At 49.3% G+C, this 23,732-nt stretch carries 22 protein-coding genes, 1 pseudogene and 1 CRISPR repeat array; of the genes and pseudogenes, 11 read left to right on the top strand and 12 right to left on the bottom strand.

What is annotated here, in order from left to right:
* Positions 1-48 precede the first annotated feature (48 nt).
* The 3 genes from VIS48_13055 to VIS48_13045 all read right to left on the bottom strand — a co-directional run bounded on the left by VIS48_13055 (position 49) and on the right by VIS48_13045 (position 2,659).
* Positions 49-1,818 carry a caspase family protein gene (locus tag VIS48_13055; GenBank protein HEY9167077.1) on the bottom strand — a complete coding sequence of 590 codons (1,770 nt, stop codon included), beginning with the start codon at positions 1,816-1,818 and terminating at the stop codon, positions 49-51.
* A gap of 18 nt (positions 1,819-1,836) precedes the next feature.
* Positions 1,837-2,343 (bottom strand): hypothetical protein, encoded by a 507-nt coding sequence (locus VIS48_13050; GenBank protein HEY9167076.1) that lies wholly within the window; start codon positions 2,341-2,343, stop codon positions 1,837-1,839.
* A 64-nt stretch (positions 2,344-2,407) separates the two neighbouring features.
* Entirely contained in the window at positions 2,408-2,659 is a 252-nt protein-coding gene (locus VIS48_13045) for a hypothetical protein (GenBank protein ID HEY9167075.1), read from the bottom strand.
* A gap of 655 nt (positions 2,660-3,314) precedes the next feature.
* Between VIS48_13045 and cas3 the strand changes: the two genes are divergently transcribed.
* From cas3 to VIS48_12995, 10 genes are all read left to right on the top strand, one after another.
* Entirely contained in the window at positions 3,315-5,885 is a 2,571-nt protein-coding gene (gene cas3 / locus VIS48_13040; protein HEY9167074.1) for a CRISPR-associated helicase Cas3', read from the top strand.
* On the top strand, positions 5,882-7,456 hold the full coding sequence (gene casA / locus VIS48_13035; protein HEY9167073.1) for a type I-E CRISPR-associated protein Cse1/CasA: 1,575 nt from the start codon (positions 5,882-5,884) through the stop codon (positions 7,454-7,456). The genes cas3 and casA overlap by 4 nt, the downstream gene beginning before the upstream one ends.
* Entirely contained in the window at positions 7,453-7,941 is a 489-nt protein-coding gene (casB, locus tag VIS48_13030; protein HEY9167072.1) for a type I-E CRISPR-associated protein Cse2/CasB, read from the top strand. The genes casA and casB overlap by 4 nt, the downstream gene beginning before the upstream one ends.
* Entirely contained in the window at positions 7,938-8,663 is a 726-nt protein-coding gene (gene cas6e / locus VIS48_13025) for a type I-E CRISPR-associated protein Cas6/Cse3/CasE (GenBank protein HEY9167071.1), read from the top strand. The genes casB and cas6e overlap by 4 nt, the downstream gene beginning before the upstream one ends.
* Complete coding sequence (gene cas7e, locus VIS48_13020; GenBank protein ID HEY9167070.1) at positions 8,660-9,697, top strand: type I-E CRISPR-associated protein Cas7/Cse4/CasC; 1,038 nt, start codon at positions 8,660-8,662, stop codon at positions 9,695-9,697. Before cas6e ends, cas7e begins: the two co-directional genes overlap by 4 nt.
* The gene (gene cas5e / locus VIS48_13015; protein ID HEY9167069.1) at positions 9,687-10,373 is read left to right on the top strand and encodes a type I-E CRISPR-associated protein Cas5/CasD; all 687 of its coding nucleotides are present in this window, start codon (positions 9,687-9,689) and stop codon (positions 10,371-10,373) included. Before cas7e ends, cas5e begins: the two co-directional genes overlap by 11 nt.
* A 9-nt stretch (positions 10,374-10,382) precedes the next feature.
* Positions 10,383-11,303 carry a type I-E CRISPR-associated endonuclease Cas1e gene (gene cas1e, locus VIS48_13010; GenBank protein ID HEY9167068.1) on the top strand — a complete coding sequence of 307 codons (921 nt, stop codon included), beginning with the start codon at positions 10,383-10,385 and terminating at the stop codon, positions 11,301-11,303.
* A complete protein-coding gene (cas2e, locus tag VIS48_13005) occupies positions 11,284-11,601 on the top strand; it encodes a type I-E CRISPR-associated endoribonuclease Cas2e (protein ID HEY9167067.1) in 318 nt (105 codons plus the stop codon). Before cas1e ends, cas2e begins: the two co-directional genes overlap by 20 nt.
* A gap of 71 nt (positions 11,602-11,672) precedes the next feature.
* Positions 11,673-14,812: direct repeats of the CRISPR family, unit length 29 nt; unit sequence ATGTTCCCCGTGTACGCGGGGATGAACCG.
* 135 nt (positions 14,813-14,947) lie between these two features.
* Positions 14,948-15,265 (top strand): hypothetical protein, encoded by a 318-nt coding sequence (locus tag VIS48_13000; protein ID HEY9167066.1) that lies wholly within the window; start codon positions 14,948-14,950, stop codon positions 15,263-15,265.
* Positions 15,243-16,016: an IS110 family transposase gene (locus VIS48_12995; protein HEY9167065.1), complete on the top strand. Its 774-nt coding sequence runs from the start codon at positions 15,243-15,245 to the stop codon at positions 16,014-16,016. The genes VIS48_13000 and VIS48_12995 overlap by 23 nt, the downstream gene beginning before the upstream one ends.
* Before the next feature lie 239 nt (positions 16,017-16,255).
* On the opposite strand, the pseudogene VIS48_12990 reads toward VIS48_12995, so the two are convergent.
* Positions 16,256-17,463, bottom strand: a pseudogene (locus VIS48_12990) (IS3 family transposase).
* A 408-nt stretch (positions 17,464-17,871) separates the two neighbouring features.
* Here VIS48_12990 and VIS48_12985 point away from each other — a divergent pair.
* Positions 17,872-18,411, top strand: coding sequence for a hypothetical protein (locus tag VIS48_12985; protein ID HEY9167064.1), 540 nt, complete (start codon positions 17,872-17,874; stop codon positions 18,409-18,411).
* Positions 18,412-18,418: 7 nt separating this feature from the next.
* On the opposite strand, the gene VIS48_12980 is transcribed toward VIS48_12985, so the two are convergent.
* From VIS48_12980 to VIS48_12945, 8 genes are all read right to left on the bottom strand, one after another.
* The gene (locus VIS48_12980) at positions 18,419-18,658 is read right to left on the bottom strand and encodes a hypothetical protein (GenBank protein HEY9167063.1); all 240 of its coding nucleotides are present in this window, start codon (positions 18,656-18,658) and stop codon (positions 18,419-18,421) included.
* A 559-nt stretch (positions 18,659-19,217) separates the two neighbouring features.
* Complete coding sequence (locus VIS48_12975) at positions 19,218-19,925, bottom strand: hypothetical protein (protein HEY9167062.1); 708 nt, start codon at positions 19,923-19,925, stop codon at positions 19,218-19,220.
* Positions 19,926-20,032: 107 nt separating this feature from the next.
* Complete coding sequence (locus VIS48_12970) at positions 20,033-20,365, bottom strand: helix-turn-helix transcriptional regulator (protein ID HEY9167061.1); 333 nt, start codon at positions 20,363-20,365, stop codon at positions 20,033-20,035.
* A gap of 99 nt (positions 20,366-20,464) precedes the next feature.
* Positions 20,465-21,274: a hypothetical protein gene (locus tag VIS48_12965; GenBank protein ID HEY9167060.1), complete on the bottom strand. Its 810-nt coding sequence runs from the start codon at positions 21,272-21,274 to the stop codon at positions 20,465-20,467.
* On the bottom strand, positions 21,258-22,322 hold the full coding sequence (locus VIS48_12960; protein ID HEY9167059.1) for a hypothetical protein: 1,065 nt from the start codon (positions 22,320-22,322) through the stop codon (positions 21,258-21,260). Before VIS48_12960 ends, VIS48_12965 begins: the two co-directional genes overlap by 17 nt.
* A complete protein-coding gene (locus VIS48_12955; protein ID HEY9167058.1) occupies positions 22,306-22,710 on the bottom strand; it encodes a hypothetical protein in 405 nt (134 codons plus the stop codon). Before VIS48_12955 ends, VIS48_12960 begins: the two co-directional genes overlap by 17 nt.
* Before the next feature lie 63 nt (positions 22,711-22,773).
* Positions 22,774-23,097, bottom strand: coding sequence for a hypothetical protein (locus VIS48_12950; GenBank protein ID HEY9167057.1), 324 nt, complete (start codon positions 23,095-23,097; stop codon positions 22,774-22,776).
* A gap of 27 nt (positions 23,098-23,124) precedes the next feature.
* Positions 23,125-23,568, bottom strand: coding sequence for a hypothetical protein (locus VIS48_12945; GenBank protein ID HEY9167056.1), 444 nt, complete (start codon positions 23,566-23,568; stop codon positions 23,125-23,127).
* Positions 23,569-23,732 lie beyond the last annotated feature (164 nt).

Raw genomic sequence — 23,732 nt, 5'->3', positions numbered from 1 at the left:
GAGCAGTAGCATCAGGGCAAATTTGACAACTCTCAGTTCTCAAAGGCTCTATTTTTTACCATCGTACACCGTCCAATCACTTCCATAAAACGTAGGCGTTTGTGTCTTGCTGTTAAGTCGTCTCGACCAATATGGAACACCATTCACCTCGTCAGCGGTGAACTCGTAAAGCTCCTTTGCGGTAATCGCTTTGTTATGTTGGTAGTCGGCTGCTCCCTGGAGCCCCTTTAATAAGAAATACGTAAACAGGCTCTGCCTCTTGTCGCTGTACCACCCGCTTACCTGGTCGCCGGTGGCACTTGTTATTATAGTTGCGTTCGTATCAACCATCACATCTTTGTGAACCGTAATGTAGATTGGACTTATGTTCGCGAGAAGAGTACCATTCACAGAAGCACCGGAGAAACAGGCATCCAGAACGACGGCCACGTGAGTCAACTGCTTTTCCTGGTCTATTTTGTCAAGGTTTGAATAAAGCGTTTTGAGTGAGTACCCGTTCAAAGCAACATGGCTCGGATCACAGTCAACAGGAACTATGTACCCTTCTTTCGAATTCGGGTCTGGAGCGCCGTGTCCGCTGTAGTAAATGAAAACCTCGCTCAATCCCTTCCGCACATAATCGTACAGTTTTCCTTGGTAGTTCGTTTCATTTCCGAAAATCCCTATCAGATCTCCTTGTGTAGCATTCTCAAGATAAATCACATTTCCAGGTTTGTATCCCATCGCGGATAGAACATATCGCTTGACGATTGCCGCATCATTCAGCGCATAATCCACGCCGGGTGCGTTGGTGTAATCCCTGTTTCCTATTATTACCGCCACTGCGTTAGGCTTTTCCACAGCTGCCACCGGTATGTTCTCTCCGATGTCGAGCTTCAGGTCGGCGACGTTCGGTATAACCGGTCCTTCAGTCTTGTTTGCAGCGATAACAATCTCCTGCACCTTCTTCTGAGGTGTGTCGAACGGTAGCTCAAGCGTCTTGCTAAACGTGTTCTCTCCACTTCTGTCTTTCACCGCAATATCCATCTTTACTTCAGTCGCGCGGTCATTCGTCACTATTGTCGCGTTGACATCCTTATAGTCTCCAGGCTTCATGTCGCCCATATTATAAATCGAATCAACCTGAATCGGCAGAACATTATCCCCCAAGGTGATAGTGGCGGTTGTTACGTAACTCGTTGTAAGTCCCTTGTTTTGCAATCTCAGTGTCACAGTGACTATCTCGCGTTTCTGTATCTTACCCGTCCTGTTCGGATCCTGGACGCCGTAGTCGACCAGTTCAACCTTGGGCGGCTGGAAGGCAAGAGTCGGGATGACGAGCACCTTTTCTGGGTCAAGGTCGAAACCGTTTTTTTCAAGGACCTTCAGCGTGAACTGGGCGTTCCCGGTTGAGATGTAATGAGAGCCCTTCAGGAATATGTGCGTGTCAAGCTGCTGGTTTGGCAATATTTGTGATATGACGGACGGATTAGTAATGGTGATCTCCGGACTTTCTACGGAAGGGACAAGCTCAACTCTGCAGTCCTTTGCCGGTTTGCCGCCGATGTTCTTCAACGTGACAAGAATCTCTGCGTTATCGTCGGCTCCCAAAATGTTCTGACCCGATGAATCCTTGAATGCGACGTCTGCTGTCAGAAATGGTGTAAATGAATTGATTTGATTTATATTTGCCCCTACGGCTTGGCTGTCGATGCTGGGCGACGTGGGTTTGTTGACTGGCGATGGCAGAGATCCCACATTGGTCTTCGCTGTTGAGGTCTGTCCTAATGCGAGACCGGGGAGCAAGAGTAAGAAGACTATGATTTGTTTCTTCATCATTTCATCTCCATTCGATCATCACCTGATTGGAGGGGCCGGAGGAGAAGGAAGCTCGCTCGTGGACGACCCCTTTGTGAACAAATCTCTGCCAAAATAAACTGCAGCAGCGGCGCCGATTACTCCTCCGACATAATACAACCAGTTTGTTCCCCCCTTCTTTGCACCCAACAATGTGGCGTCGACCTCGAAGTAAAAATCATTCCCATCGAAACCATAGGGGACATCGTTGAAAAAATGCCAGACGATTTCGCGATTCTTTCCTGCAAATTCTCCGGTTCCCACGTCGCCAGAGATATCTGTTGGCAACATTCTGAAAAACGGCTGCGTCTGTCTCCTCAAGACCAGCTCCACCTTGTACTGTTTGTCTGTCGGTCCATTGAGATCGTAATGAACTACAACATTGCTGTCCGTGATCGTAAAGGTAGCATTGGTGACGACCACCTGTTGTGAATAGGCTGATCGATTACTGAAGATGATGAACAGCGAGCAACTGGCAATAAGTACAAGAAAATTGTCCCTTCTCATTTAAACCTCGTAATTATTTAAGTTGCAGGAGCACTTGTCCTCATCTTAGGGGGATGTTTATTAGTCACTGCTGCAGTTCCAAAATCGCTGCTCGGTAAATCGGTACGATGCCAACTGATTCGCGCGTCATGTCGGACAAGCAGAAATCCACCCTCTTCTTTAAAGCGACGAGATATAGCACCTCTGACGCGGTTTCTTTTCCAGGCGACAAGCCCACCGTCGGACTGATGGAAAGGCACACGGTTTTTTTATCGAATTCCTTCGGCTCTTCCGACGCGTGTATAGCACTGTTCAGGCTTTGTGCCGCCACCTGCATCCCTTTGGTCCTTCCACGACTCAGTAGCCTTTCTTCCTACACCCTGCTTTTCTACGCCACGTGCTACCGAAAATATAGAATGTGCTTGAAACGAAAACAAGAATTCTGACCGGTAACCGAGGGGAGACTAAAGAGCGCCTCACCATAAGGAAGCTGAAAGAAGAATGCTCACGAAGAACAGCTCACTATGGTTGTGACCCCCGTAACTTGGTCCATTTTGAGTCAGGCATTGGCAACCAGCCTCGGAGAGAAATCCTATCGCAGCATCGCCACGATCGATTCCACCGTGTGCCGCTTCTTTCCCATGTTGTCTCCTCTGCGAGGTCGTAGACCTTTGGTCCATTGTTACCTCAGTTACTAATATAACATTGGATCACTTTTTGGGGGGCACGTCAGCCAGATACCTCGGGTTTGTTAAACAATCGTGTTGCCAAGGAAAGTTTGATAAATCTGGGATGTTGGTTAAATTTCTTGTGAGACAAAGCTAGATTGGGAGAAAGACGGAGAATAGCATCGTCTCTGGACACACTTCAAGAGCGATCCAAATTTACAGGCGATTTTGTCAGCAAGGTTAGTTTGATGGAGCTTTGCGAATTCAATATCTCATGGAATGTGTGGGGAAAACGAGAATTAACTCAAGTTAGCTATTCAGAGAATGATCTATAATAATCCAACGGTCGCAGCATTTTGGGCCAAGACCACGCGGGAAGGACGGCCTGGTATCTCTGTACTTGAACATATGCTGAATGTCGGATTCGTTGCGCGTGCAATGGCACAAAAAAGACAAGAAATTCTGAGTCTCTTTCGAGTTGCTCCATCATTGGTAGGTACACTTGCTGCTCTTCATGACTTAGGAAAAATCTCTCCTGGCTTCCAGCGAAAGTGCGAGGAATGGCTTAAGCTAAAAGGTCTCCTAGAGATTGCTCAAAGAGGACGTTGGGACAGCGAGATGGAAGGAGACCATGGTAAGGTTTCCCACGCAGCCCTTCAGAAAATTTTCAACGAAAAGGGAATGGATGAGAGAAGTGCCACTTACCTTTCCACTGTTCTTGGCGGCCACCATGGCAGACTCAATCGACCAAATGAGCGTGGCTTCAAACCGCAGAAGGCAATCATCGAAGATCTTAGCGGAATAAATTGGGAAGAGGAACGAAAGTCTGCTGCTGAGACCGTTGTATCTGAGTTTGGGATTAGGTTTTCGGACTTATTGGTCGATGATTCGTCACCCGCTCTCTGGTGGCTGGCAGGTCTTACTTCTGTAGCGGATTGGATTGGTTCCGACGAGCGGTACTTCCCAGCTGAAGGAAGAATTGAAGTAACGAGAGTTCCAGATGTAGCTAAGAAGTGCATCGAGGAAATTGGACTCATTCGACCAGAAATTGTGACCGGACTTTCATTCCTCGATCTCTTCGGTTTCAAACCGAATGAAATTCAGAGTGCCGCACTCTCCACAATAACAAATCATGGTGTGTATGTTATCGAAGCCCCGATGGGAACAGGGAAGACTGAGGCGGCATTGGGCGTAGCATATCACCTTCTTTGCGATGGGAAGGCGAGTGGGATTTACTTTGCGCTTCCAACACAGGCCACGAGCAACCGTATGCACCTGCGCATGAAGAAATTCGTAAAGCGCATTGCACCCGATGCGGATGAAAGCAAAATCATTCATAGCAATAGTTGGCTATTAGATGTTCGAGTTCCTCTTTCACCTGCCCGAACTTCAGGCGGAAAGGAAGAAGACGCGCAGACGGGTCGGGACTGGTTTTCCTCAGCGAAGAGGGCGCTTATTGCTCCGTTCGGTGTGGGCACAGTTGATCAAGCCTTGCTCGGCATCGTGGCAGCAAAGCATTTCTTTGTTCGACATTTTGCTCTGGCGGGTAAGGTCGTGATCCTCGATGAAATTCATTCGTATGATCTCTACACCGGCACATTGATAGACCGTCTCATAGAAACGCTGGAAGTACTCGGTTGCACGGTGATTGTGCTCTCGGCAACACTATCAAAGCTGCGACGGGGAAAAATAGTTTCTGCCGAAAATAATCATGGTATTCCAGGGTCCAAGGAACCATATCCGCTGATTACCGGCCGACGGCTTGGAGAAGTCCTGGAGCCGCTCTCTGTTCAGCCGCCCGTCCCTCGAAGTGTTGATATCTTGTTCAAAGCTGATGCGGAAGCAATGTCCATCGCAGTAGAAAAGGCGTCAAAAGGAGCGTGCGTTCTTTGGGTTTCGAACACGGTTGAAGCCGCTCAGAAGGCGTACACTCAAATCAGGCAATCGAACAGCTTCAGTTTCCCAATTGGTTTGTTGCACTCCCGGTTTCCGTTCTGGCGTCGGGAAGAGCTGGAAAATGAATGGATGAATCGCCTTGGAAAAGACAGCTCCACGCGGTGCGGTTCGATTCTGGTGTCAACTCAGATTGTTGAGCAGAGCGTCGATCTCGATGCGGATTTGATGATAACAGGATTAGCGCCGACCGATATGTTGCTGCAACGATTAGGACGTTTGTGGCGTCATGATCGAAAGGACAGGCCAATCTCAAAACGACAACTATATATTATTGAGGAACAAACAAATCTCGCTGAACTTAGGAAGATTGAGAAGAAAGAAATACTAAAAGTACTCGGCGACAAAGCGTTAGTTTATGATCCGTATGTTCTGCTTCGTTCACTTGAACAGTGGAAGAGGCGCAAGAAGATAAACATACCAAGAGACATCAGGAAGATGATCGAGGCAACATACAAGAAGCGCGAGAAGGAACCGATCAGCTGGCAGGAGCTCCTAGAGGATACTTATGGTAAAGCACTTGCACTGAAGCAGAAGGCACTGATGAGCAGCAATATATGGCAGGTTGCTCTTGATGATGAGGAGGGAGTGCAAACGCGAATCAACGAACTCCCAACTTTGTCGTTGATACTCAGTCGCTCATTTTCCGAAACCTCAATTAAATTGATTGATGGGACTGTTTGCGGGTTCGAGGGTGATGAATTTGAGTTGGCGACTGCACAGGCATTACACCGCAATCTGGTTAAGGTACCAGAGTATCACTTTGGATCTGGAAAGAGGGAGAGCCATCCCTCAATTGAACGCTATGTGCGGGGAAAGTACGCACTTGGACTTCTAGGAAGTGATGAGACTATCTCAGCAAAGCAGCTCAAGAGTGGTGTCACTCTGCACTGGAATAATGACTTGGGTTTGGTTATCGAAAAGACAAAGGAGGACAAATGAATGTAGCGTTTGATTCCTGGATACCAGTTGTGACGCAATCCGGGAAAAGAAAACAAGTGAGTCTTTGCGACGTACTAACCAATGGTTCGGACTTTGCAGATCTGGTGGTGCGGCCGCACGAGCGGGTATCGTTAATGCGTCTGTTTCTATGTGTTACTCATGCGGCGATTAAGGGCCCGAAGGACTACAAAGAGTGGAAGAAAGTGCCGGCAAGATTGCCGGGTGCGACCCGCAAATATCTGAAAGAGTGGAAAGATTCGTTTGAGTTGTTCCATAAGAAAAAGCCGTGGTTGCAAGCAGCCATGATCTCCAAAAGTGCAAGTGGTAAACAATCAGAAAAAGAATTCGAAGATTGGACTCCAGTCTCGAAACTAAATTTTGCATTTGCCACAGGAAATAATTCAACCCTCTTCGATCATGGTGGTGTGAGCGATGCCCGAAATGTACCGCTAGAAGAAACAGTTGTCTCAATGTTGGCATTCCAGTGTTTTTCTCCAGGGGGGTTGATTTCTCAAGTTTATTGGAATCGAAAACAAAGCAAGAAGACATCGAAAGACGCTCCGTGCGTACCTGCCTCTATGGTTCACGCCTTTCTTCGAGGAAAGAGCCTTCGAGAAACAATACATCTCAACCTGCCGACATATGAAGATATTAAGCTCAACTATGACAAACGAGATATCGGAAGGCCTGTGTGGGAAATGGTGCCGACTTCTTTCGCGGATTCAAAACCTATTGAGAATGCAACAGCAACGTATCTAGGGCGGTTGGTTCCGATGACGCGTCTCATCCGTTTACATCCGTCTTGCGAACGGATGTTGCTAGGCGACGGTTTAGTCTATCCGACTTTCACCGACGGATTTCCATCTGAGCCAACAGCCACGGTTTTAATAAGGAAGACTGAGAAAAAAGAAGAACGGGCGGTTCTATCATACCGCCCGTCGAAAGCTCTTTGGCGTGAGCTATCTGCCATTATAGTAAAGCGAAGAGCCGGGGAAGCGGGCGGCCCTTTAGCTCTTCAATCAATTCAAGATGCCGACGAGTGTGATATCATTGTCGGTGCGTTAGCCCGGGATCAAGCAACAATTGTCGACACAACCGAGTCAGTCTTTCATGTCTCTTCGCGGCTTCGCTCGCCTAAAGGTACCTCAACGTATGAAGCCGAAGTTAAAGAAGCTGAGAATCTGGCAAGTAGATTAGGATGGGCGGTTGAAGTCTATCGGCAGGAAATTGATCATGGATGGGAAGGCAGACTTAAATCTGCCGGAGCCTCAAAAGGAGAACTCAAGGCAAAACTTCATTCGATAGCTACCACGCATTATTGGACTGCGGTAGAAAAGAATCTCTCCCTTCTGTTGGCTCACATTGAAGCCATCGATAACGAGGGCGCAATTCCAACACTTCATGTATGGCAAAAGATGCTTTACAAGACAGCTCTTGACGCGTACAGGGTGGCTTGCGGACAGGAAACGCCGCGACAAATGCGTGCCTTTGCCAAAGGATGGCAGAGGTTGACAATGCCAAAAGAAGAGTCTGCAGTTATCACTAAGCAAACAAAGGAGGAGATCGTATGAGCTGGATGCTCGAACGGCTTCGCAAGCACAAAGATGACCGTGGGATGATGGCCAATCTTCGATGTGTCCTTGTGGATAGCAAAAAACACCGAGCATGGCCTGCATTAAGTCGCTTGGGAGTACCTATCAACGATTCTGTACTTCCGTTTGTGGCAGGGCTGTTTGCTACTCATCCCGAAGAGACAAGCAACGGAAACTTCGGCTCGACCTGCAAAGAGATCGAAAGAAGAAGAAACGAAACCAGTGCTGATGAGAGCAAGTTGACACCCACCGAGCGCCGTTTTCAGCATTTACTCGCCTCAGAAAGAGATGAGGTTCAGGTGAGAGTTCAACGAATGGTTCTCGTGGCAAAATCACAAGGCGTTCCAGTCAACTACGAACGACTTGTGACCGATCTGAAATACTGGAACGACCGGGCGAAGACAGAATGGGCATCGGCATTTTGGAACCAGAATGTACCGTTGCCAAATGCGGAGGAGCTATGAACTGGCTTGCTCATCTAGAAGTTGATGCAGAGGCAGCAGGCGCTCATGGCATCTTTGATAACTACTCCTGGCACAAGAGGATATGGGAAGATTGTTTCCAACGCGAGCCTGATGCCAAGCGCGATTTCCTGACTCGCATTGACCATCTGGAAAAAACTTATCGCGTCTGGATATTGGCGAAGCGAAAACCTGTTAGGCCACCATGGTGCTCATCGATCGACTTTGCAATCAAGGAGATCTCCCCTTCGTTTCTTTCTCATCGCTATTACGCGTTTGACTTGCGCGCGAATCCCACTAAGTGTGTCGATCAACGGGGACCTGATGGTAACAAGATTCTGCGCAGCGATGGGAAACGGACGAAAGGGAAGCGGGTACCGCTTGTGAAGCGGGAAGAATTGCGAGTCTGGCTTCTGCGCAAAGCAGAAATTCGGTGCCATGACGAGCGAGCGGGAGTAGATATTCCCAGTGGATTTCGTATCGTCGAAGAACAACCTCTCGAAATCAGTCCGATGTTGGAAAACCATTTTCGAAGGAAAGATGACGCGGCTTATCATGGTGCGGTACAATTTCGTGGGATCCTGGAAGTAACTGACCGTGAGAAATTTATGGAATCATACCAATCGGGTATTGGGAGCGCCAAGGGTTTTGGATTTGGGCTTCTTCTGCTTGCCCCGATTCAATTTGATGAACAAAAGTCTAATACCGAAGGAGGTAAACAATGAAACATTTAGAATTGCATATCATTCAATCTGTACCCGTTGCATGTCTCAACCGTGATGATCTCAATTCCCCTAAGACGGCAATCTTCGGCGGGGTTCAAAGGGCACGGGTTTCAAGTCAATCGTGGAAGCGGGCCATCCGTGAATTAGCGAAAGAAATTTCACCTGAATACTTCAAGGGAGAGCGGACCCGATTGCTGTATGATCCTCTCGTTAAGGAAATCAAAGCTGCAGGAGGTTCCGCAACCCAAGCCGACGAAGGCGCAAAGGATATCATTGACGCGTTGGTGAAGCTTGATAATAAATCGACAGACAAGGTGAAGTCGACAACGCTCTACTTCATGTCTCCGCTGGAGCTTGAGACACTTGCAAAAGCTTATGTGAAAACAAAGGATGTTAAGAAGACGTTGAAGTCTGTTGATGCAAGTTCACTCAAAGACGCAGCCGACATCTCGATTTTTGGGCGCATGGTTGCCAACGATCACTCTTTGACGGTGGAGGCAGCGTCAATGTTTTCGCACGCGTTGTCCACACATAAGGTTGACAACGAAATCGACTTCTTTGCCGCTGTGGATGATCTGCAATCGAAAGAAGATGCGGGTGCCGGTATGACCAGCACCCTGGAATTCAACTCAGCGACTTACTATCGTTTTGCTGCGCTCAATCTTGACATGCTTGCAGATGCAGAGCATCTCGCAAGCTTGACCAAAGATGAACGCAAGCGTGTGGTCCGCACATTTGCAGAAGCGACTATCAAGGCAATTCCCGGTGCTCGTAAGAACAGTATGAATGGGAACACGCTCCCAAATTATGTACTTGGCATCGTCAGAGAAAAAGGTCATCCGGTTCAGCTTGTGAATGCCTTTGAGAATCCTATACGTCCTTCGCAGGGTTATGCTGCCCAGTCGATTGAACAACTCAAGTCAGAGTACGAAAAACTTACCAAGACATGGGGAATCACGGATGTGTTTAAGAAAGCGATCCCCGATATTAGCTTGAATGACTTACTTGACGGGATGGTCTCTCATGTCAACTGAGAAGAAATACCTCGCCCTTAGATTGGAAGGACCGTTTCAATCGTGGGGATTCGACAGCCAGTATAATCGTCGCAATACCGGATTGATGCCGACCAAGAGCGCAATCGCCGGAATATGTTGCGCAGCACTGGGCTATCCTCGAGGAAGCAATGATGAGAAGAAGTTACTTACTTCTTTCGCATCACTTCGAATGACGGCAATCGCAATCCCTCGGCCAGGCACAAAGAGTGAGTTGCCAGTTCGACGTCTTCAAGATTATCACACTGTGCAGAACACCAAGACTGCGGAAGGTAAAATCAAGGATACGCATATTACACATCGGCAATACTTGACTGATGCAGCCTTCGGTGTGCTGTTGGAAGGAGAAGCGACTTTGTTAGATGGAATCGCTACCGCTCTTAAAGAGCCGAAGTGGGGCATCTGGCTTGGACGCAAGTCCTGCATTCCATCAGCGCCCGTACTCGCCGGCTTGAGTAACAATCAGAGGGATGCACTGCGCCTCCTCATCGGAGAAGAATCCATCGACTCATTTGAGCGGCAAGAGGAGGTTGATGATTTTGCAGAGGGTCGCGATTCACTTCCCGATATCGCCGTTTCATTTGCCATTGAGAAAAGATCGTACTCACCAAGAAGAGTAGCATTGCGACCGAAGAAAGAATCTAATAATAAAAACTAAGGTTGGACTATGGAACCAATTCTTCCTCCGCTCAAACCTATTCCAATAAAGGACCGGGTGTCTGTTCTGTTCATTGAGAAGGGAAACGTTGACGTTCTCGATGGCGCTTTTGTTGTCGTGGACAAGAACGGTGTGCGAACACATATCCCTCTCGGAAGTGTTGCATGTCTCATGCTTGAACCTGGCACACGAATCTCACATGCGGCTGTAACGCTTGCTTCACGAGTGGGATGCCTGCTCGTCTGGATAGGAGACGGCGGTGTGCGACTGTACTCCTCGGGGCAGCCTGGCGGAGCAAGAGCAGACAGGCTGTTGTATCAGGCGAAGTTAGCACTCGACGATGATGCACGTTTGAAGGTCGTTCGGAAGATGTACGCGCTTCGGTTCAAAGAAGAACCTCCGGCAAAACGAAGCGTGCAGCAGCTCCAGGGGATTGAAGGTGTCCGTGTACGAAAGATGTACGATCTCATTGCAAAACAGTACGGTGTACAATGGAAATCAAGAAACTACGACTATACCGAGTGGGAAAGCGGCGATGTTCCGAATCGTTGCCTGAGTTCAGCCACCGCATGTCTTTACGGAATATGCGAAGCCGCAATCTTGGCAGCAGGATATGCTCCGGCGGTTGGATTCATCCATACCGGCAAACCACAATCATTTGTTTACGATATTGCGGATGTCTTTAAATTCGAGACAGTTGTGCCTGTCGCCTTCAAAATCGCAGCAGGATATCCATCAAATCCAGAACAGGAGGTCCGACTTGCCTGTCGAGATACTTTCCGGCAATCTCGGATCCTTGATCGCATCATTCCAATGATCGAGGAAATCCTAGCAGCAGGAGGATTGCAGGTGCCGGAAGCGCCCGAAGAATCAGTTGAAATCGTAATCCCAAACAAGGAGAATCTCGGCGATGACGGTCATCGTGCTTGAAAATGTTCCTCCCCGTCTGAGAGGTCGATTGGCAATTTGGCTTCTTGAGGTGCGGGCCGGAGTTTACGTTGGGGATGTATCGAGAAGAGTCCGCGAGATGATTTGGGCCACAATCGAGAAGGGTGCGGACGAAGGAAACGCAGTAATGGCATGGAGTACAAACACCGAATCTGGCTTTGACTTTATGACGTGCGGCAAGAATCGAAGAATCCCCGTGGAAATGGATGGACTGAAGCTTGTGTCGTTCTTACCCCCCGAAGAGGGACAACAAGAAAATGGTGGGGACAAAAATGCATAAACAGAGGTTCGCATGTCGGTAGAGAGCTAATGCCATCATAGCTTCAACAAATTCAATGGGTTAGAGGAAGTATGTTCCCCGTGTACGCGGGGATGAACCGTTGTCCAACCTGGTCAGCGGCTTTTAAACCCTATGTTCCCCGTGTACGCGGGGATGAACCGCAAAAAATCGAGCCCCCCGATCGAATTGGGAAATGTTCCCCGTGTACGCGGGGATGAACCGCCACCCTGGCGAGACAAAGCATCACTGCTCAAATGTTCCCCGTGTACGCGGGGATGAACCGTACGACCGATCCTGTCGTAATGCGCTTTTCTTATGTTCCCCGTGTACGCGGGGATGAACCGTCCGCCTAAGGCGAGCACGATCGCATCAAGGAATGTTCCCCGTGTACGCGGGGATGAACCGTCGTAGACATTCGTTCCCGCACCCACCACCGTATGTTCCCCGTGTACGCGGGGATGAACCGTCGTGCGAACGCAGATGCAACCATCTACTCGTATGTTCCCCGTGTACGCGGGGATGAACCGCCACCACCCGATATTGCAGCGGCCAGCAATGTATGTTCCCCGTGTACGCGGGGATGAACCGTCGAGCAGAGTCAGAAAGCGGAAGCGGTGAAGATGTTCCCCGTGTACGCGGGGATGAACCGTACTGATCCCGGTATTTATGTGCGTGTGCAGTATGTTCCCCGTGTACGCGGGGATGAACCGGAAGTGGAAGCGTAACGCTTGTCAACTTTTCTATGTTCCCCGTGTACGCGGGGATGAACCGGCGGAGTTGGCCCGCGAGACCCCGGACGAATCATGTTCCCCGTGTACGCGGGGATGAACCGGCAGCAGGAGCAAACATGGGTCTAGTGGGTCAATGTTCCCCGTGTACGCGGGGATGAACCGATGTGGGCTGCCTGCTTTACGGGCAGCGGGGTATGTTCCCCGTGTACGCGGGGATGAACCGACGGAGGCGACATGGTGGTCACGCTGGATAGGATGTTCCCCGTGTACGCGGGGATGAACCGGCGTTACCGCGTTGTTATTCACTACGCGGAGGATGTTCCCCGTGTACGCGGGGATGAACCGAAATCGTAAACCTGGGCGGCGAGTCTCACGTCATGTTCCCCGTGTACGCGGGGATGAACCGCACGGTTGTTAGTTAAGCCCGTCGTAGCAATGATGTTCCCCGTGTACGCGGGGATGAACCGACACCTGGATCTCCGGGATACGTTGGAAGCATATGTTCCCCGTGTACGCGGGGATGAACCATGTCCGATCTCACTACGGACTGAACCATTGAGATGTTCCCCGTGTACGCGGGGATGAACCGATGGTTGATCTCAGAGTGACACATTACCAAACATGTTCCCCGTGTACGCGGGGATGAACCGTGAGGTAAAATGAAAAAGCTGCAACCTATGTAATGTTCCCCGTGTACGCGGGGATGAACCGAGCCAGATAGTCGAGCTGGCTAAAGGTCAGAGATGTTCCCCGTGTACGCGGGGATGAACCGAACGCTTTCTTACCGGGAAATTGAGACATTATATGTTCCCCGTGTACGCGGGGATGAACCGCGGTAACTCGTACACGGCATGGCGGGAAGTTAATGTTCCCCGTGTACGCGGGGATGAACCGTAAGAAAAGCTTATGGCGCACTGAACGATGTAATGTTCCCCGTGTACGCGGGGATGAACCGTCCGTGGGAGTCATTTAAACCTCTCGTAATTGATGTTCCCCGTGTACGCGGGGATGAACCGCCGATATAGATGCTGCGATCGAGGAATCGCTCATGTTCCCCGTGTACGCGGGGATGAACCGGCGACGGAGGTTAAAGATATTATTGCAGAGCTATGTTCCCCGTGTACGCGGGGATGAACCGATCGAAACCAGAAGGTTTTCCAGAATAATGATATGTTCCCCGTGTACGCGGGGATGAACCGACCAAACATCATTTGCAGATATTAAGAAAGAAATGTTCCCCGTGTACGCGGGGATGAACCGAACCTGTCGTCCAGCTTCCCGCGCTCGATGCGATGTTCCCCGTGTACGCGGGGATGAACCGGGATCCGCGTTGGCATCAAAGCCGGCAAGGGAATGTTCCCCGTGTACGCGGGGATGAACCGCTCCAAAAGATCCGCGGCTGCCGGCGATTTCAATGTTCCCCGTGTACGCGGGGATGAACCGAATCAGCAACAACACTACATTTCCTTCCATGAATGTTCCCCGTGTACGCGGGGATGAACCGCTTTGCGGCGGAATATGCTGAGAGGACGTTCGATGTTCCCCGTGTACGCGGGGATGAACCGAAATTATTTTCTCGCTAAAGCGCCGGGCACATATGTTCCCCGTGTACGCGGGGATGAACCGTTCAGCCTCGTACCTGGCTTTATACGAAGTACATGTTCCCCGTGTACGCGGGGATGAACCGTACAAGTAGAACATGAGTCGCCGGTGTATTACATGTTCCCCGTGTACGCGGGGATGAACCGACATTCCCCTGGGAACGGGGACTTGAAACCGAATGTTCCCCGTGTACGCGGGGATGAACCGAACTGGATGACCGTGGAATTCCCAGATGAGATATGTTCCCCGTGTACGCGGGGATGAACCGGGCATGAGCTACTTCGGTATCTGCCTTATCCTATGTTCCCCGTGTACGCGGGGATGAACCGCTCACCTGTCCGAATCCCGCTACAAAGAAGTTATGTTCCCCGTGTACGCGGGGATGAACCGTTCTTCCAACTCTTGTGCCGAACCGCACCTTTATGTTCCCCGTGTACGCGGGGATGAACCGGTAAAAAATCGCTTATCGTTCAGCGCGACAATATGTTCCCCGTGTACGCGGGGATGAACCGTCGTCGACCCCACTATCAATCGTTTGTAATGCATGTTCCCCGTGTACGCGGGGATGAACCGATCGTTCGGATCGTTCGCGGGATCCGTCGCCTATGTTCCCCGTGTACGCGGGGATGAACCGACAATCTCGGCATAAAAGGGCTAGGGATGATCATGTTCCCCGTGTACGCGGGGATGAACCGTAATGTCAGAAGATCTAACCAGAAGGATGAAGATGTTCCCCGTGTACGCGGGGATGAACCGACAATGACACGTTCACAGATTGAAAGGGAGTTATGTTCCCCGTGTACGCGGGGATGAACCGCTCCTTTGCGACTTCTTTTTGGTTGTCATTGAATGTTCCCCGTGTACGCGGGGATGAACCGGGAGAAAAACGACCTGCCCCCAGATTATGTACCAATATTAAGACCTTATGTTTAAAAGAAGAAAGCCTCGGCTTTGGTTTGTAAGTTTGATAGGTAGTAAAAGAAAACCAAAAACAAATCCAAAGGAGGCTTTCGATGCACCATCAAGGTAAGCAACTGGACTTTACAGGTCAATCGATTTACGTTGGGATCGACGTAGGAAAGAAGAGCTGGTCGGTAAGCATAATGACAAAGGATTTCGAGCATAAAACGTTTACGCAACCGCCGGAGGCAGAAAGCTTGGTTAAGTATCTTCGGAAAAACTTTCCTAGGGGAGATTATAAGACAGTTTACGAAGCTGGATTTTCGGGATACTCCGCCCATGAAAAGTTCGTAGAACAGGGTATCTGTTCGATGGTCGTTAGCCCTGCAGAGGTACCAACTAAAGGAAGTGAGAAAGACCAACCCTGTTGATGCACGTAAGCTGGCACGGTCGCTAAGGAACGGAGAAATCAAAGGTATATATGTACCGTCAAAGCAAGCGCGAGAGGACCGAGCGCTAGTGAGGATGCGTCATGTGTTTATAAAGAAACAAACGAGGGTGAAGAACCAGATAAAATCTTTTCTGTTCTTCCACGGGATCAAATTGCCCGAAGATATTGACGAAAGATACTGGTCGCTTAGATTCATCAAATGGTTGGATACCCTTACGGACAATGAACAGAGCAGCGGCAGTTATGCTCTTAAGATGCTGATGGAAGAATTAAAGAATCTACGAAAGATGATCCTGGAGGTAACTGAGAAGATACGGCGATTGTCACAAGAGGAGAGATACAAAGAAGATGCGGCAAATGTCGTAACCATGCCTGGTTTCAGCACGGTATCGGCAATGACCGTGTTGACAGAGATCGTTGACATCAATCGATTTGAGACGAGATTCAAGTTGAGGGCTTACTTCGGAATTGTCCCGGGACAGCATTCCACTGGGGATGATGAGACTGTGACTGGCCTTACGCCAATGAGGAACGCCATGCTCAGAAACATAATCGTGGAAGGATCGTGGATTGCGGTACGGAAAGATCCCGCATTGACCATAGCTTTTACTCAGCTGACCAAGCGGATGAAAAAAGATGAAGCGATAATCAGAATTGCAAGAAAGATGATAGATCGACTCTGGTATGTCTTGAAAAACAAGAAAGCATATCAGATAGGAGTGGTTGAATAAAAAGAATCTTCAATCATTCAATGGGATCGACATGTTGAAAACTATCCGGGGAAGAAGTGCTATCACTAACTTGCGGCTTGCGCGTATCGCGCAATATCTGCTTTGCTAAGACTGCACTCCCCGGCCATGTATTGGTGATAAAGATAATGCGGCCCCTCTCTGTTGGCATCTATTGTTTGAGGATGTCTGCTGATAAGAGTATGTCTACATGGTCGATTGCCTTGGAATTGAACAAGAAATCAACCACAATCACAAAACACCAAACCCGAGACATTGACTTTTAACATAAGAGTTAGTGATCCAGTCAGGCATTGGCAAACTGACGAGGATAAAATGCTTCTGGAGCCGGGGGTCTGTAGCCGAGTGAACTGTGGGGTCTCACGGTGTTGTATTGTTTCCTCCAGTCTTCAGTGACTACCTTCGCTTCCAGGACTGTGTCAAATATCTCTCGATTAAGTAATTCATCTCTGAACTTTCCGTTGAATGATTCGATGTAGCCATTCTCCCATGGACTGCCAGGCTCGATGTAAGCGGTGTTGACTCTCAGATTGTGCAGCCACGTCCGTAGAATCTCTGCAACGAACTCCGGACCATTGTCCGAGCGGATGAACTTGGGTATGCCACGTGTGATGAAGAGGTCCGACAGTGTGTCGATAACATCATTGGCTTTGAGGGTTCTCTTTACTCTGATGGCCAAACATTCTCTCGTGTACTCGTCGATGATGTTAAGCATACGTAGTGGTCTTCCGTCGCCGGTTCTCTCTGCGACGAAGTCATAGCTCCAGACGTGGTTCCTGTAATCTGGACGAAGTCTCAGGCACGATCCATCGTTGAACCACAGACGCCTTCGCTTTGGCTGTTTTTGTGGCACTTTGAGCCCTTCCTGACGCCATAGCCGCTCTACTCGCTTGTGGTTCACTCGCCAGCCTTCTCTTCGGAGCATGATCGTTATTCTCCTGTAGCCATACCGTCCATACTGGCAGGCAAGATCAACGATCCGATCTGTAAGACGTTCTGTGGCTGCATTCACCTTGGGCTCTTCTCTTTGTGTGGACCTCGGCTGTTCCAACACAAAACATGTTCGTCGTTCCGATACTTGAAGCTCCTTCCGGATCTCTTCCACCGCCCGGCGCTTCTTCACCGGGCTCAGTAGTTTCCCCGTGCGGCTTCCTTTCCCGAAGGGATGCCTTCGGCAGAGTATTGAGTTATCTATTGTCAGATCTGCAACGACTTTGCGAAGTCGCTGGTTCTCCTGCTCGAGCTCCTTGTACCGCTTCGCCTGGTCTACCTGCAGTCCGCCGTATTCCTTTCTCCATTTCTAGTACGTTGCATCGCTGATACCCAGTTGTCGGACTACCTCTACCAGTGGCTGTCCTTTTGCCATTAGGACTTCCGCTTCTCGTAGCATTGCCACGATCGATTCTACCGTGTGCCTCTTCTTTCCCATTGCTGTCTCCTCTACGAGGTCGTAGACCTTTGGTCCTTATGTTACTCGTTTTACTAATATAACATTGGACCGGTTTTTGGGGGGCACGTCAGCACCGCTTAGACTCGGATTCAAAGAACTTGCTGAAGTCTATGATCAAACGGCGGGTTTGGTTTCAGACAAATTAAAAGCTACCCTATCGCGAATATGGGAGGTGATTCAAAAACAGACGGCCTTTCGAGGAATCATCTTCGCTGACGATGAAGTGCAAACAATGACAGATCATGCGGACAACCAGCAATATCCGCTTTCTCTGTTGTTGGATGTTTTCCAATCATTTCAAAAAAAGAAACCCCCTTCCTGTTAGTACTAACCGGATTACCCACTCTACTGCCATTGTTGGTTGCAACAAGGACATATTCCGAAAGAATGTTTGAGACCGTGTTTCTTGAACGATTGTCTGAGGAAGATAGTCGTAGGGCAATTGAAAAACCGATTAAGAAAAGTCAAAGCCAATTAGCGTTTTCAGCGGAATCCATTGAAACAATAATCAAAACATCAAGTGGCTATCCCTATTTTATTCGGTTTATTTGCAAAGAAGTCTTCGACAGTTTTATTCGCCAAATTGAATCTGGTATTCCTAAGCCGCGAGTACCCGTTGAGGAAATTATAAAGAAACTTGACGTTGATTTTTTCTCTGGACGGTGGGGGCTACTTACGGATAGACAAAGGGACCTCTTGAATGTTGTAGCCTCTTTAGACCACTGTTCTGATCATTTTACTACCAAAGATGTTGTGGCTAAATCACAAGAAATACTTGAAAAGCCTTTTGGCAGTAGTCAGATCACGCAATTGTTTGATGTTCTTCAAAGGAGAGGAATTATCTATCGTAATCGACATGGTAAGTACTCGTTTGCGGTTCCGCTGTTTGATGAATTTATAAAAAGACAATCAGAAGAAAATTCTTGATGGGTATCTATTTCTTTTTTGTTCCCCATCTCACTTGAGCCGCAACTTTTGCAATATTTGATCGTTGCTTTGCGCTGAGTTTCTCCGCCCTTGCCTTGCCGCCCTTGAGTCCGCCTAATCTTCCAAGCTCAACGGCGTGAGGATTTTTTCCCTCACTAATCGAAGTTTCAACTCTTTCACCAATCGCTAACTCAACAACCGATTTTGCAAGTTGATTTGTGTCTTTCGGTCTCTTTGGTTTCTTCATGCCGAAATATACGGCATGATACTTATCCGGTCAAGCATCTACCCCTAAATCAAGATTTCAAACTGAGACACTACCACAAAAATTATGCACCCCGCCTAATTGCAGTGCGGGAGGTCGATAAACCGCGTGAGAAACCTAGGTCTTCCAATATCTGAAGCAAGTGGGCGGAAGATCTCCCCGGATTCTGCGTGAAGAAGCTCCTGAAGATTCGGAAGGTGAGATACGCAAGGAATCCAAGCAATAGCAATAGCTTCAGGTACCAGTTATCGGCGTGTAGTCGGAGGACCTTCGATCTTTGGATCCACGCTCAATGATGATGAGATCTCTGAGCCTAGAAAGCCTGACTGCTGAAGCTAACGGTGCAATCTTGCCCACACGACTATTCGCCACGCATCTCGGGAAATCAACTTCCAGCAAATCGCGCACGAAAAGGCCCATCTGCGCGACCCATCTTAGTTTATCTGGATAGGTCCCGCAGCATGGCCGACTGATGCAAGATATGCCGCCTCTAAAGTCTTAAAAGTCCGAATCGACTGCCATCGAGACAATAGCCCGCAGTCTAATTGTAAGGTCGCCGTAAAAGTCGCGCCTCGTCCTCGCCAACACCATCGTCTGCGCCACAGTGTACTGCCTCATGTATCGCCAAGATAGAATCCATAGCATCATTCAATGCTGCCACCGAGTAGTCGCCGTTGAGCCCCGCCAGTATATCTCCAACCACCGTTCCGGCTTCTATATTCTGGAATCGTGGGTCGTGTCCAACTAGCACAAACCAGTCATAGTCCTCGTGCATGAGCACTATTCTGTAGTAGCCGTGATCGTTAATCTCAACTCTCGATTCCCATCCAGTAAGATCGCCTAACTCGGAAAGCTTCCTGGATAGCGCAAGCATGATGTCGCCAGGATCGTACGGAGTCATGGAAAATCCAAATTCCACCGAAATCTCCTCGGCTTCACTGTACGTGGCATCCCACGCCGTATTTCTCTCGAGGTAAGTGATTCTATAACGGCAAAAGCCGCGATCGATACTCATGATTTCCGCGCTCCCCTGCGGCGTAAGTATCCAATCGCCTTCCCTGAAAAGTTGTTTGCCCACTATTATGCCGATCTCTGTGTTACGATCGATGCCGCCGGACCACGGCGCCAGGTCAGCGCGGTTTTCCAGCGAGCATTTTACCGCGTGCGCGGCACTCTTATGTCTATGACCGCAGGTCCTAATCTGGCCGCGCATCGAAACGAAATATATATCAAGATCTTCCATATCCATCCGTCCTTCCTTTCATTAATACTGTTTCATTCTTTCGCTTCACAAAATTCCGGAAGAAGGCCCCGCATCAACACTAGCGCGCCAACGCAGAGCGTCTCCGGTTATCTTTATGGTTTAATATTTACGAATCGCGCGTAGTCCAAAATCTTCTCGCGCACGTTTTGATTCGAGTCGACGTAAAGCTTCACGAGCTCGTCAATCCCGTCGTCGTGGCCCACGAAATCGGTGGTGTTACATTTCTCTCTGTCTGAAAGAAGAAAATCGACCGATGTGCCGAGGGCATTTGCAAGCCGCACCGCGTGATTGCCTTTGAGAGTAAGCTGGTCGCCGGCTTCCAGGCGCCAGATTGTGGGCTGCGCTAAGTCAGCTAGCCGGGCGAGTTCGTTCTGACTTAAGTCTTTCTTCATTCTAAGATATCTTACTTTTTCTCCGACTGTCATTTTCTTAATCCTTCATTCGTTTTTTGAACCGTTTTTCGGGAAATCAGCTTCCCGTTTTTCGCTTGTTTTGAATGGCGCGCGACAACCGCGCCAATAACTCTAAACCGATTCCTGCACATTCTCCTTTCCATAGATAAATTCTCCTGACTCGTCGTCTACAGCCACAATCGTAACCCCGCGAGTCTGTTCGACAAGCGCGAGCAAACCCTTCAGACCTTTAGCATCACTATGCGTCGCTACGAACTCCAATGCAATAAGTGAGAGATTATATCCCGGTTTGTGGGAGTGCGACATCTTCGAGGCCAATTCAAGCGCGTCGACGACGGATCTGTACTGGTCGCCATACAGCTTGAAGTTCATGTTGAAGAGCTGCTCCGGCTCGCCGCTCCTGTCGCGGATGACATTCGGGTCCTCCGAAGAAGCATTTAGCGTGCGATTGGGCGCGGCCGAAATCTCACGGCACTTTTTCTCCTTGAGCTGCATTCCGACTTTTGCCTGAAGCTCATCGCAGGTAAGCCTTTTTGCCTCCTTTACGAGATCGCCGAAGTTGTCGCCGTCCGCCACCTTCAAGAGCGTGCGCGCTTTTGTCCAGCCGATTCCCGTCATAGCTCTCTGTTTGTCCGGCGGGAGTCCTCTGTATCTTCCCCACGCTTCGATCATCGAGTTGACCGTGCGCGATGAAAGCTTCACGTACTTCATGCAGAATGCCTCCCACGTCATGAACCCCATGTCGAGGTATAGCTCGTCGTTTTTGATATGGTAGAAGATCTGCGCGAGCCGGAGTGAATTCTGCGTCAGATTGTCGGTGGTCCGTGCAAGCTCTTGCATGAGACCCTGCGCATCATTCACGCCAAGTTCCTCGAAGATCTTTTTATGACTTGAGACGGTTATGCTATTCGATATTTCCATTGTTTCTACCCTTTCCCTGTTTACTGACTATTCTATCCAATTCGGCTGCAACATCCCCGATGCGTGTAAGCCGCGTTTCGTTATTCGCGCGAAAGCAAATATCCCTCACGGGACATTTTCCCGCGCGCTTGTCCGTGATCTTTTCACAGATCTTCTCGGGGAGCACCCCTGTATCCTTGGCCTTCCGGAACTCGCGCCCTTTCCTGCAGATCATCTCGATGACAGGCTCGTCGCGATAAACTTCAAGAACCGAGTACATGTCCTTCGAGGCGCGCGCAGCCTTGTTGACGAGAAGCATCGTCGCGCGGGTGAGTCCCGTAAGTCCCAGATACCCCTGAACCTGCCAATAATATACTCTCGGGAGAGAAATTGAAAAATTTTCGAAGTTGAACTCGTTAAGCACTTTGACTTCGAGGAGCGTATATAACGGTGCGCCGCTTATTATCTCGATCTCGAGCACGCCGTCAGGGTCGCCTCGAAGTCCGGCCTCGTAGTCACGGAGCTCAAGTTCCTTGTAAGTCATAGGCTCGTCACAAATCTTGCCATCCGGCGTGAGGTGAAACTCGGGAGACGCCTTCCAGTCCTTTTTACCATTGCCGCCGATCTCAGCGAGGCACTTCGTGCACATCCATTTGCCGAGCAGGTGGATCGCGCAGACTCTCTCGTCACCATTCACCTCGCGGTGCTCGTATGAGAGGAGATCTTCGTATACGGGCGACAGGATATGGCGAAGGCACACACCGCTTACCGTGAGATCGATGTGTCTGTACCTGCTCCGGACCGCATCGTGGACGGCGCTTCCGACGAGATAAGCAAGCTGGGTTGCGGGAGGGACCCGCCTTAACGGCGTCTCTCCAATCTTGCGAAGAATTATTTCCTCGCGCACGCAGACGTCGGCGATCCTGTGCATCCTTAACAGGTCTTCCGGTTCCTGTGGATAGCTCTCAGGCGCGGCCGGCGGGCCGATGTTTTCTACGAGGAGAGCCTCGAGATCTTTCCTGCGCGAAATGAGAAAATCATTTTTAAACATGTCAGCAAAGCTCTTCATTTTTATTTCCTTCTTTTTGTTGTTGATGTGTGAAATCCACTTGAATTGCGGGATTCCGTTTTCCCGTTTTCTGACACGTTTCTACCCTCGGCAACGACAAGATCTGGTCGTCAATTTCCTTCTTCGTGATTTCATCTGCCACGGCTCCGAGAGCAAACCTGTAATATCCGCTAACGGTCGGCACGTAAAACACGCGCTCCGATTTTATGAGGTTCTCCAGAATCGCTATCGCTTCCGGAGACATGCCGGACCACATAACTGCATTCTGCTCCGCACTGCCTATGCGAAAATCATAATCTCCGACAAAACCAGGCACTTCCCCCATGAGCTGAATGAACGTCGTAGGCCCGAATTTCTTTATAGCTCGCACAATGTCTTTAGGCTTCATGCTTTCCTTCCCCTACTGTATTTTTTGCCGCTCGCGCGATATCGCGCACCCATTTCGCGCCTATTATGAATCCGTCTCGTTTTCTCTCTTCTCCGTAGCCTGCATATTCTTTTGCCCACTTTGCAATTTCTCATCGTTCGGCAGCTCGCTTGCCGCATCAGTGGAATGTGTTGTCGACTCTTTCTCGTCGTCCTCGCACATAAGTATCATTGAAGCCTTTGCGGCAATCAAAGCGTTATGCAATTCTTCGGTCGTCCATGTTCTATGAGGACACCCAGTTTCGTGCCATCCGGTAACAGGAAAATTACAGTTCCAGACTATTTTTGATTTCGCGTCTTCAATCTGTTTTTTCCACTCTGCCTTTGCCTGTTCAACTTGGTCGCTCATCCTGATACTCCTCTCTTTACAATGTCTTTAGGCTTCATATTTCTGCTGTCCGTCTTTTGTGTAAGATTGAAACATTAAACTGTCCAGATGGTCCTCCGGCGGTCTTAATAGTATCATCGCCGGCAGCCAGTGCGCATCATCATAATGCTTTTGTTCCAGCGCGTCGTCCATGCTCGCGCGAGGAAGATTCATCAACCTCTCGCACACGTCCACTATGCTCTCATTTCCGGGATGCTTCTGGTATTCTTCCTTCAATATCCTATAGAAGCTCGAATCGATTCCCATGACCACTATCTTTCTCTCTTCCACCAGCGAAAGAAGCGCCTGCTTCAGTTCAAAGCTTATCCCGCTCCACGCGACCATATGATTCTCCATCGGACCCACGTTGAATATTTCTCTCCCGCGCGCCCCGGGAATCGCGTGCACGGTCTCCATGAAGGTGATCGCATAGCGCTGCTCGAGGGCTTTCATTATCAGATTCGTATTCTTCACCGATAAGATTGCTCGCGCGGATTTTCGCGAATTATCCTCTACCCCTGCGTTTTGTACAATTTGCAGGAATCCAGTTTCCCGTTTTTTTGAGTCTTTTCCCCTATTCTCTGACAACCCCCACATTGAGGAGCTCGGACCCTTCC

The sequence above is a fragment of the Candidatus Kryptoniota bacterium genome (assembly GCA_036567965.1).
Taxonomy (GTDB): domain Bacteria; phylum Bacteroidota; class Ignavibacteria; order Kryptoniales; family JAKASW01; genus JAKASW01.
This window is presented reverse-complemented; position numbering and strand designations above follow the sequence as displayed.

Bases quoted from the DNA above. Each gene is read 5' to 3' on its own strand.
- VIS48_12945 (HEY9167056.1), bottom strand. From the start codon at position 23,568: ATGAAAGCCCTCGAGCAGCGCTATGCGATCACCTTCATGGAGACCGTG.
- VIS48_13050 (HEY9167076.1), bottom strand. From the start codon at position 2,343: ATGAGAAGGGACAATTTTCTTGTACTTATTGCCAGTTGCTCGCTGTTC.
- VIS48_13045 (HEY9167075.1), bottom strand. From the start codon at position 2,659: ATGCAGGTGGCGGCACAAAGCCTGAACAGTGCTATACACGCGTCGGAA.
- VIS48_12960 (HEY9167059.1), bottom strand. From the start codon at position 22,322: ATGAAGAGCTTTGCTGACATGTTTAAAAATGATTTTCTCATTTCGCGC.
- cas6e (HEY9167071.1), top strand. From the start codon at position 7,938: ATGAACTGGCTTGCTCATCTAGAAGTTGATGCAGAGGCAGCAGGCGCT.
- VIS48_13055 (HEY9167077.1), bottom strand. From the start codon at position 1,818: ATGATGAAGAAACAAATCATAGTCTTCTTACTCTTGCTCCCCGGTCTC.
- VIS48_12975 (HEY9167062.1), bottom strand. From the start codon at position 19,925: ATGGATATGGAAGATCTTGATATATATTTCGTTTCGATGCGCGGCCAG.
- cas1e (HEY9167068.1), top strand. From the start codon at position 10,383: ATGGAACCAATTCTTCCTCCGCTCAAACCTATTCCAATAAAGGACCGG.
- VIS48_12970 (HEY9167061.1), bottom strand. From the start codon at position 20,365: ATGACAGTCGGAGAAAAAGTAAGATATCTTAGAATGAAGAAAGACTTA.
- VIS48_12955 (HEY9167058.1), bottom strand. From the start codon at position 22,710: ATGAAGCCTAAAGACATTGTGCGAGCTATAAAGAAATTCGGGCCTACG.
- VIS48_12950 (HEY9167057.1), bottom strand. From the start codon at position 23,097: ATGAGCGACCAAGTTGAACAGGCAAAGGCAGAGTGGAAAAAACAGATT.
- casA (HEY9167073.1), top strand. From the start codon at position 5,882: ATGAATGTAGCGTTTGATTCCTGGATACCAGTTGTGACGCAATCCGGG.
- cas5e (HEY9167069.1), top strand. From the start codon at position 9,687: ATGTCAACTGAGAAGAAATACCTCGCCCTTAGATTGGAAGGACCGTTT.
- VIS48_13000 (HEY9167066.1), top strand. From the start codon at position 14,948: ATGCACCATCAAGGTAAGCAACTGGACTTTACAGGTCAATCGATTTAC.
- casB (HEY9167072.1), top strand. From the start codon at position 7,453: ATGAGCTGGATGCTCGAACGGCTTCGCAAGCACAAAGATGACCGTGGG.
- cas2e (HEY9167067.1), top strand. From the start codon at position 11,284: ATGACGGTCATCGTGCTTGAAAATGTTCCTCCCCGTCTGAGAGGTCGA.
- cas3 (HEY9167074.1), top strand. From the start codon at position 3,315: ATGATCTATAATAATCCAACGGTCGCAGCATTTTGGGCCAAGACCACG.
- VIS48_12965 (HEY9167060.1), bottom strand. From the start codon at position 21,274: ATGGAAATATCGAATAGCATAACCGTCTCAAGTCATAAAAAGATCTTC.
- cas7e (HEY9167070.1), top strand. From the start codon at position 8,660: ATGAAACATTTAGAATTGCATATCATTCAATCTGTACCCGTTGCATGT.
- VIS48_12985 (HEY9167064.1), top strand. From the start codon at position 17,872: ATGTTTGAGACCGTGTTTCTTGAACGATTGTCTGAGGAAGATAGTCGT.
- VIS48_12980 (HEY9167063.1), bottom strand. From the start codon at position 18,658: ATGAAGAAACCAAAGAGACCGAAAGACACAAATCAACTTGCAAAATCG.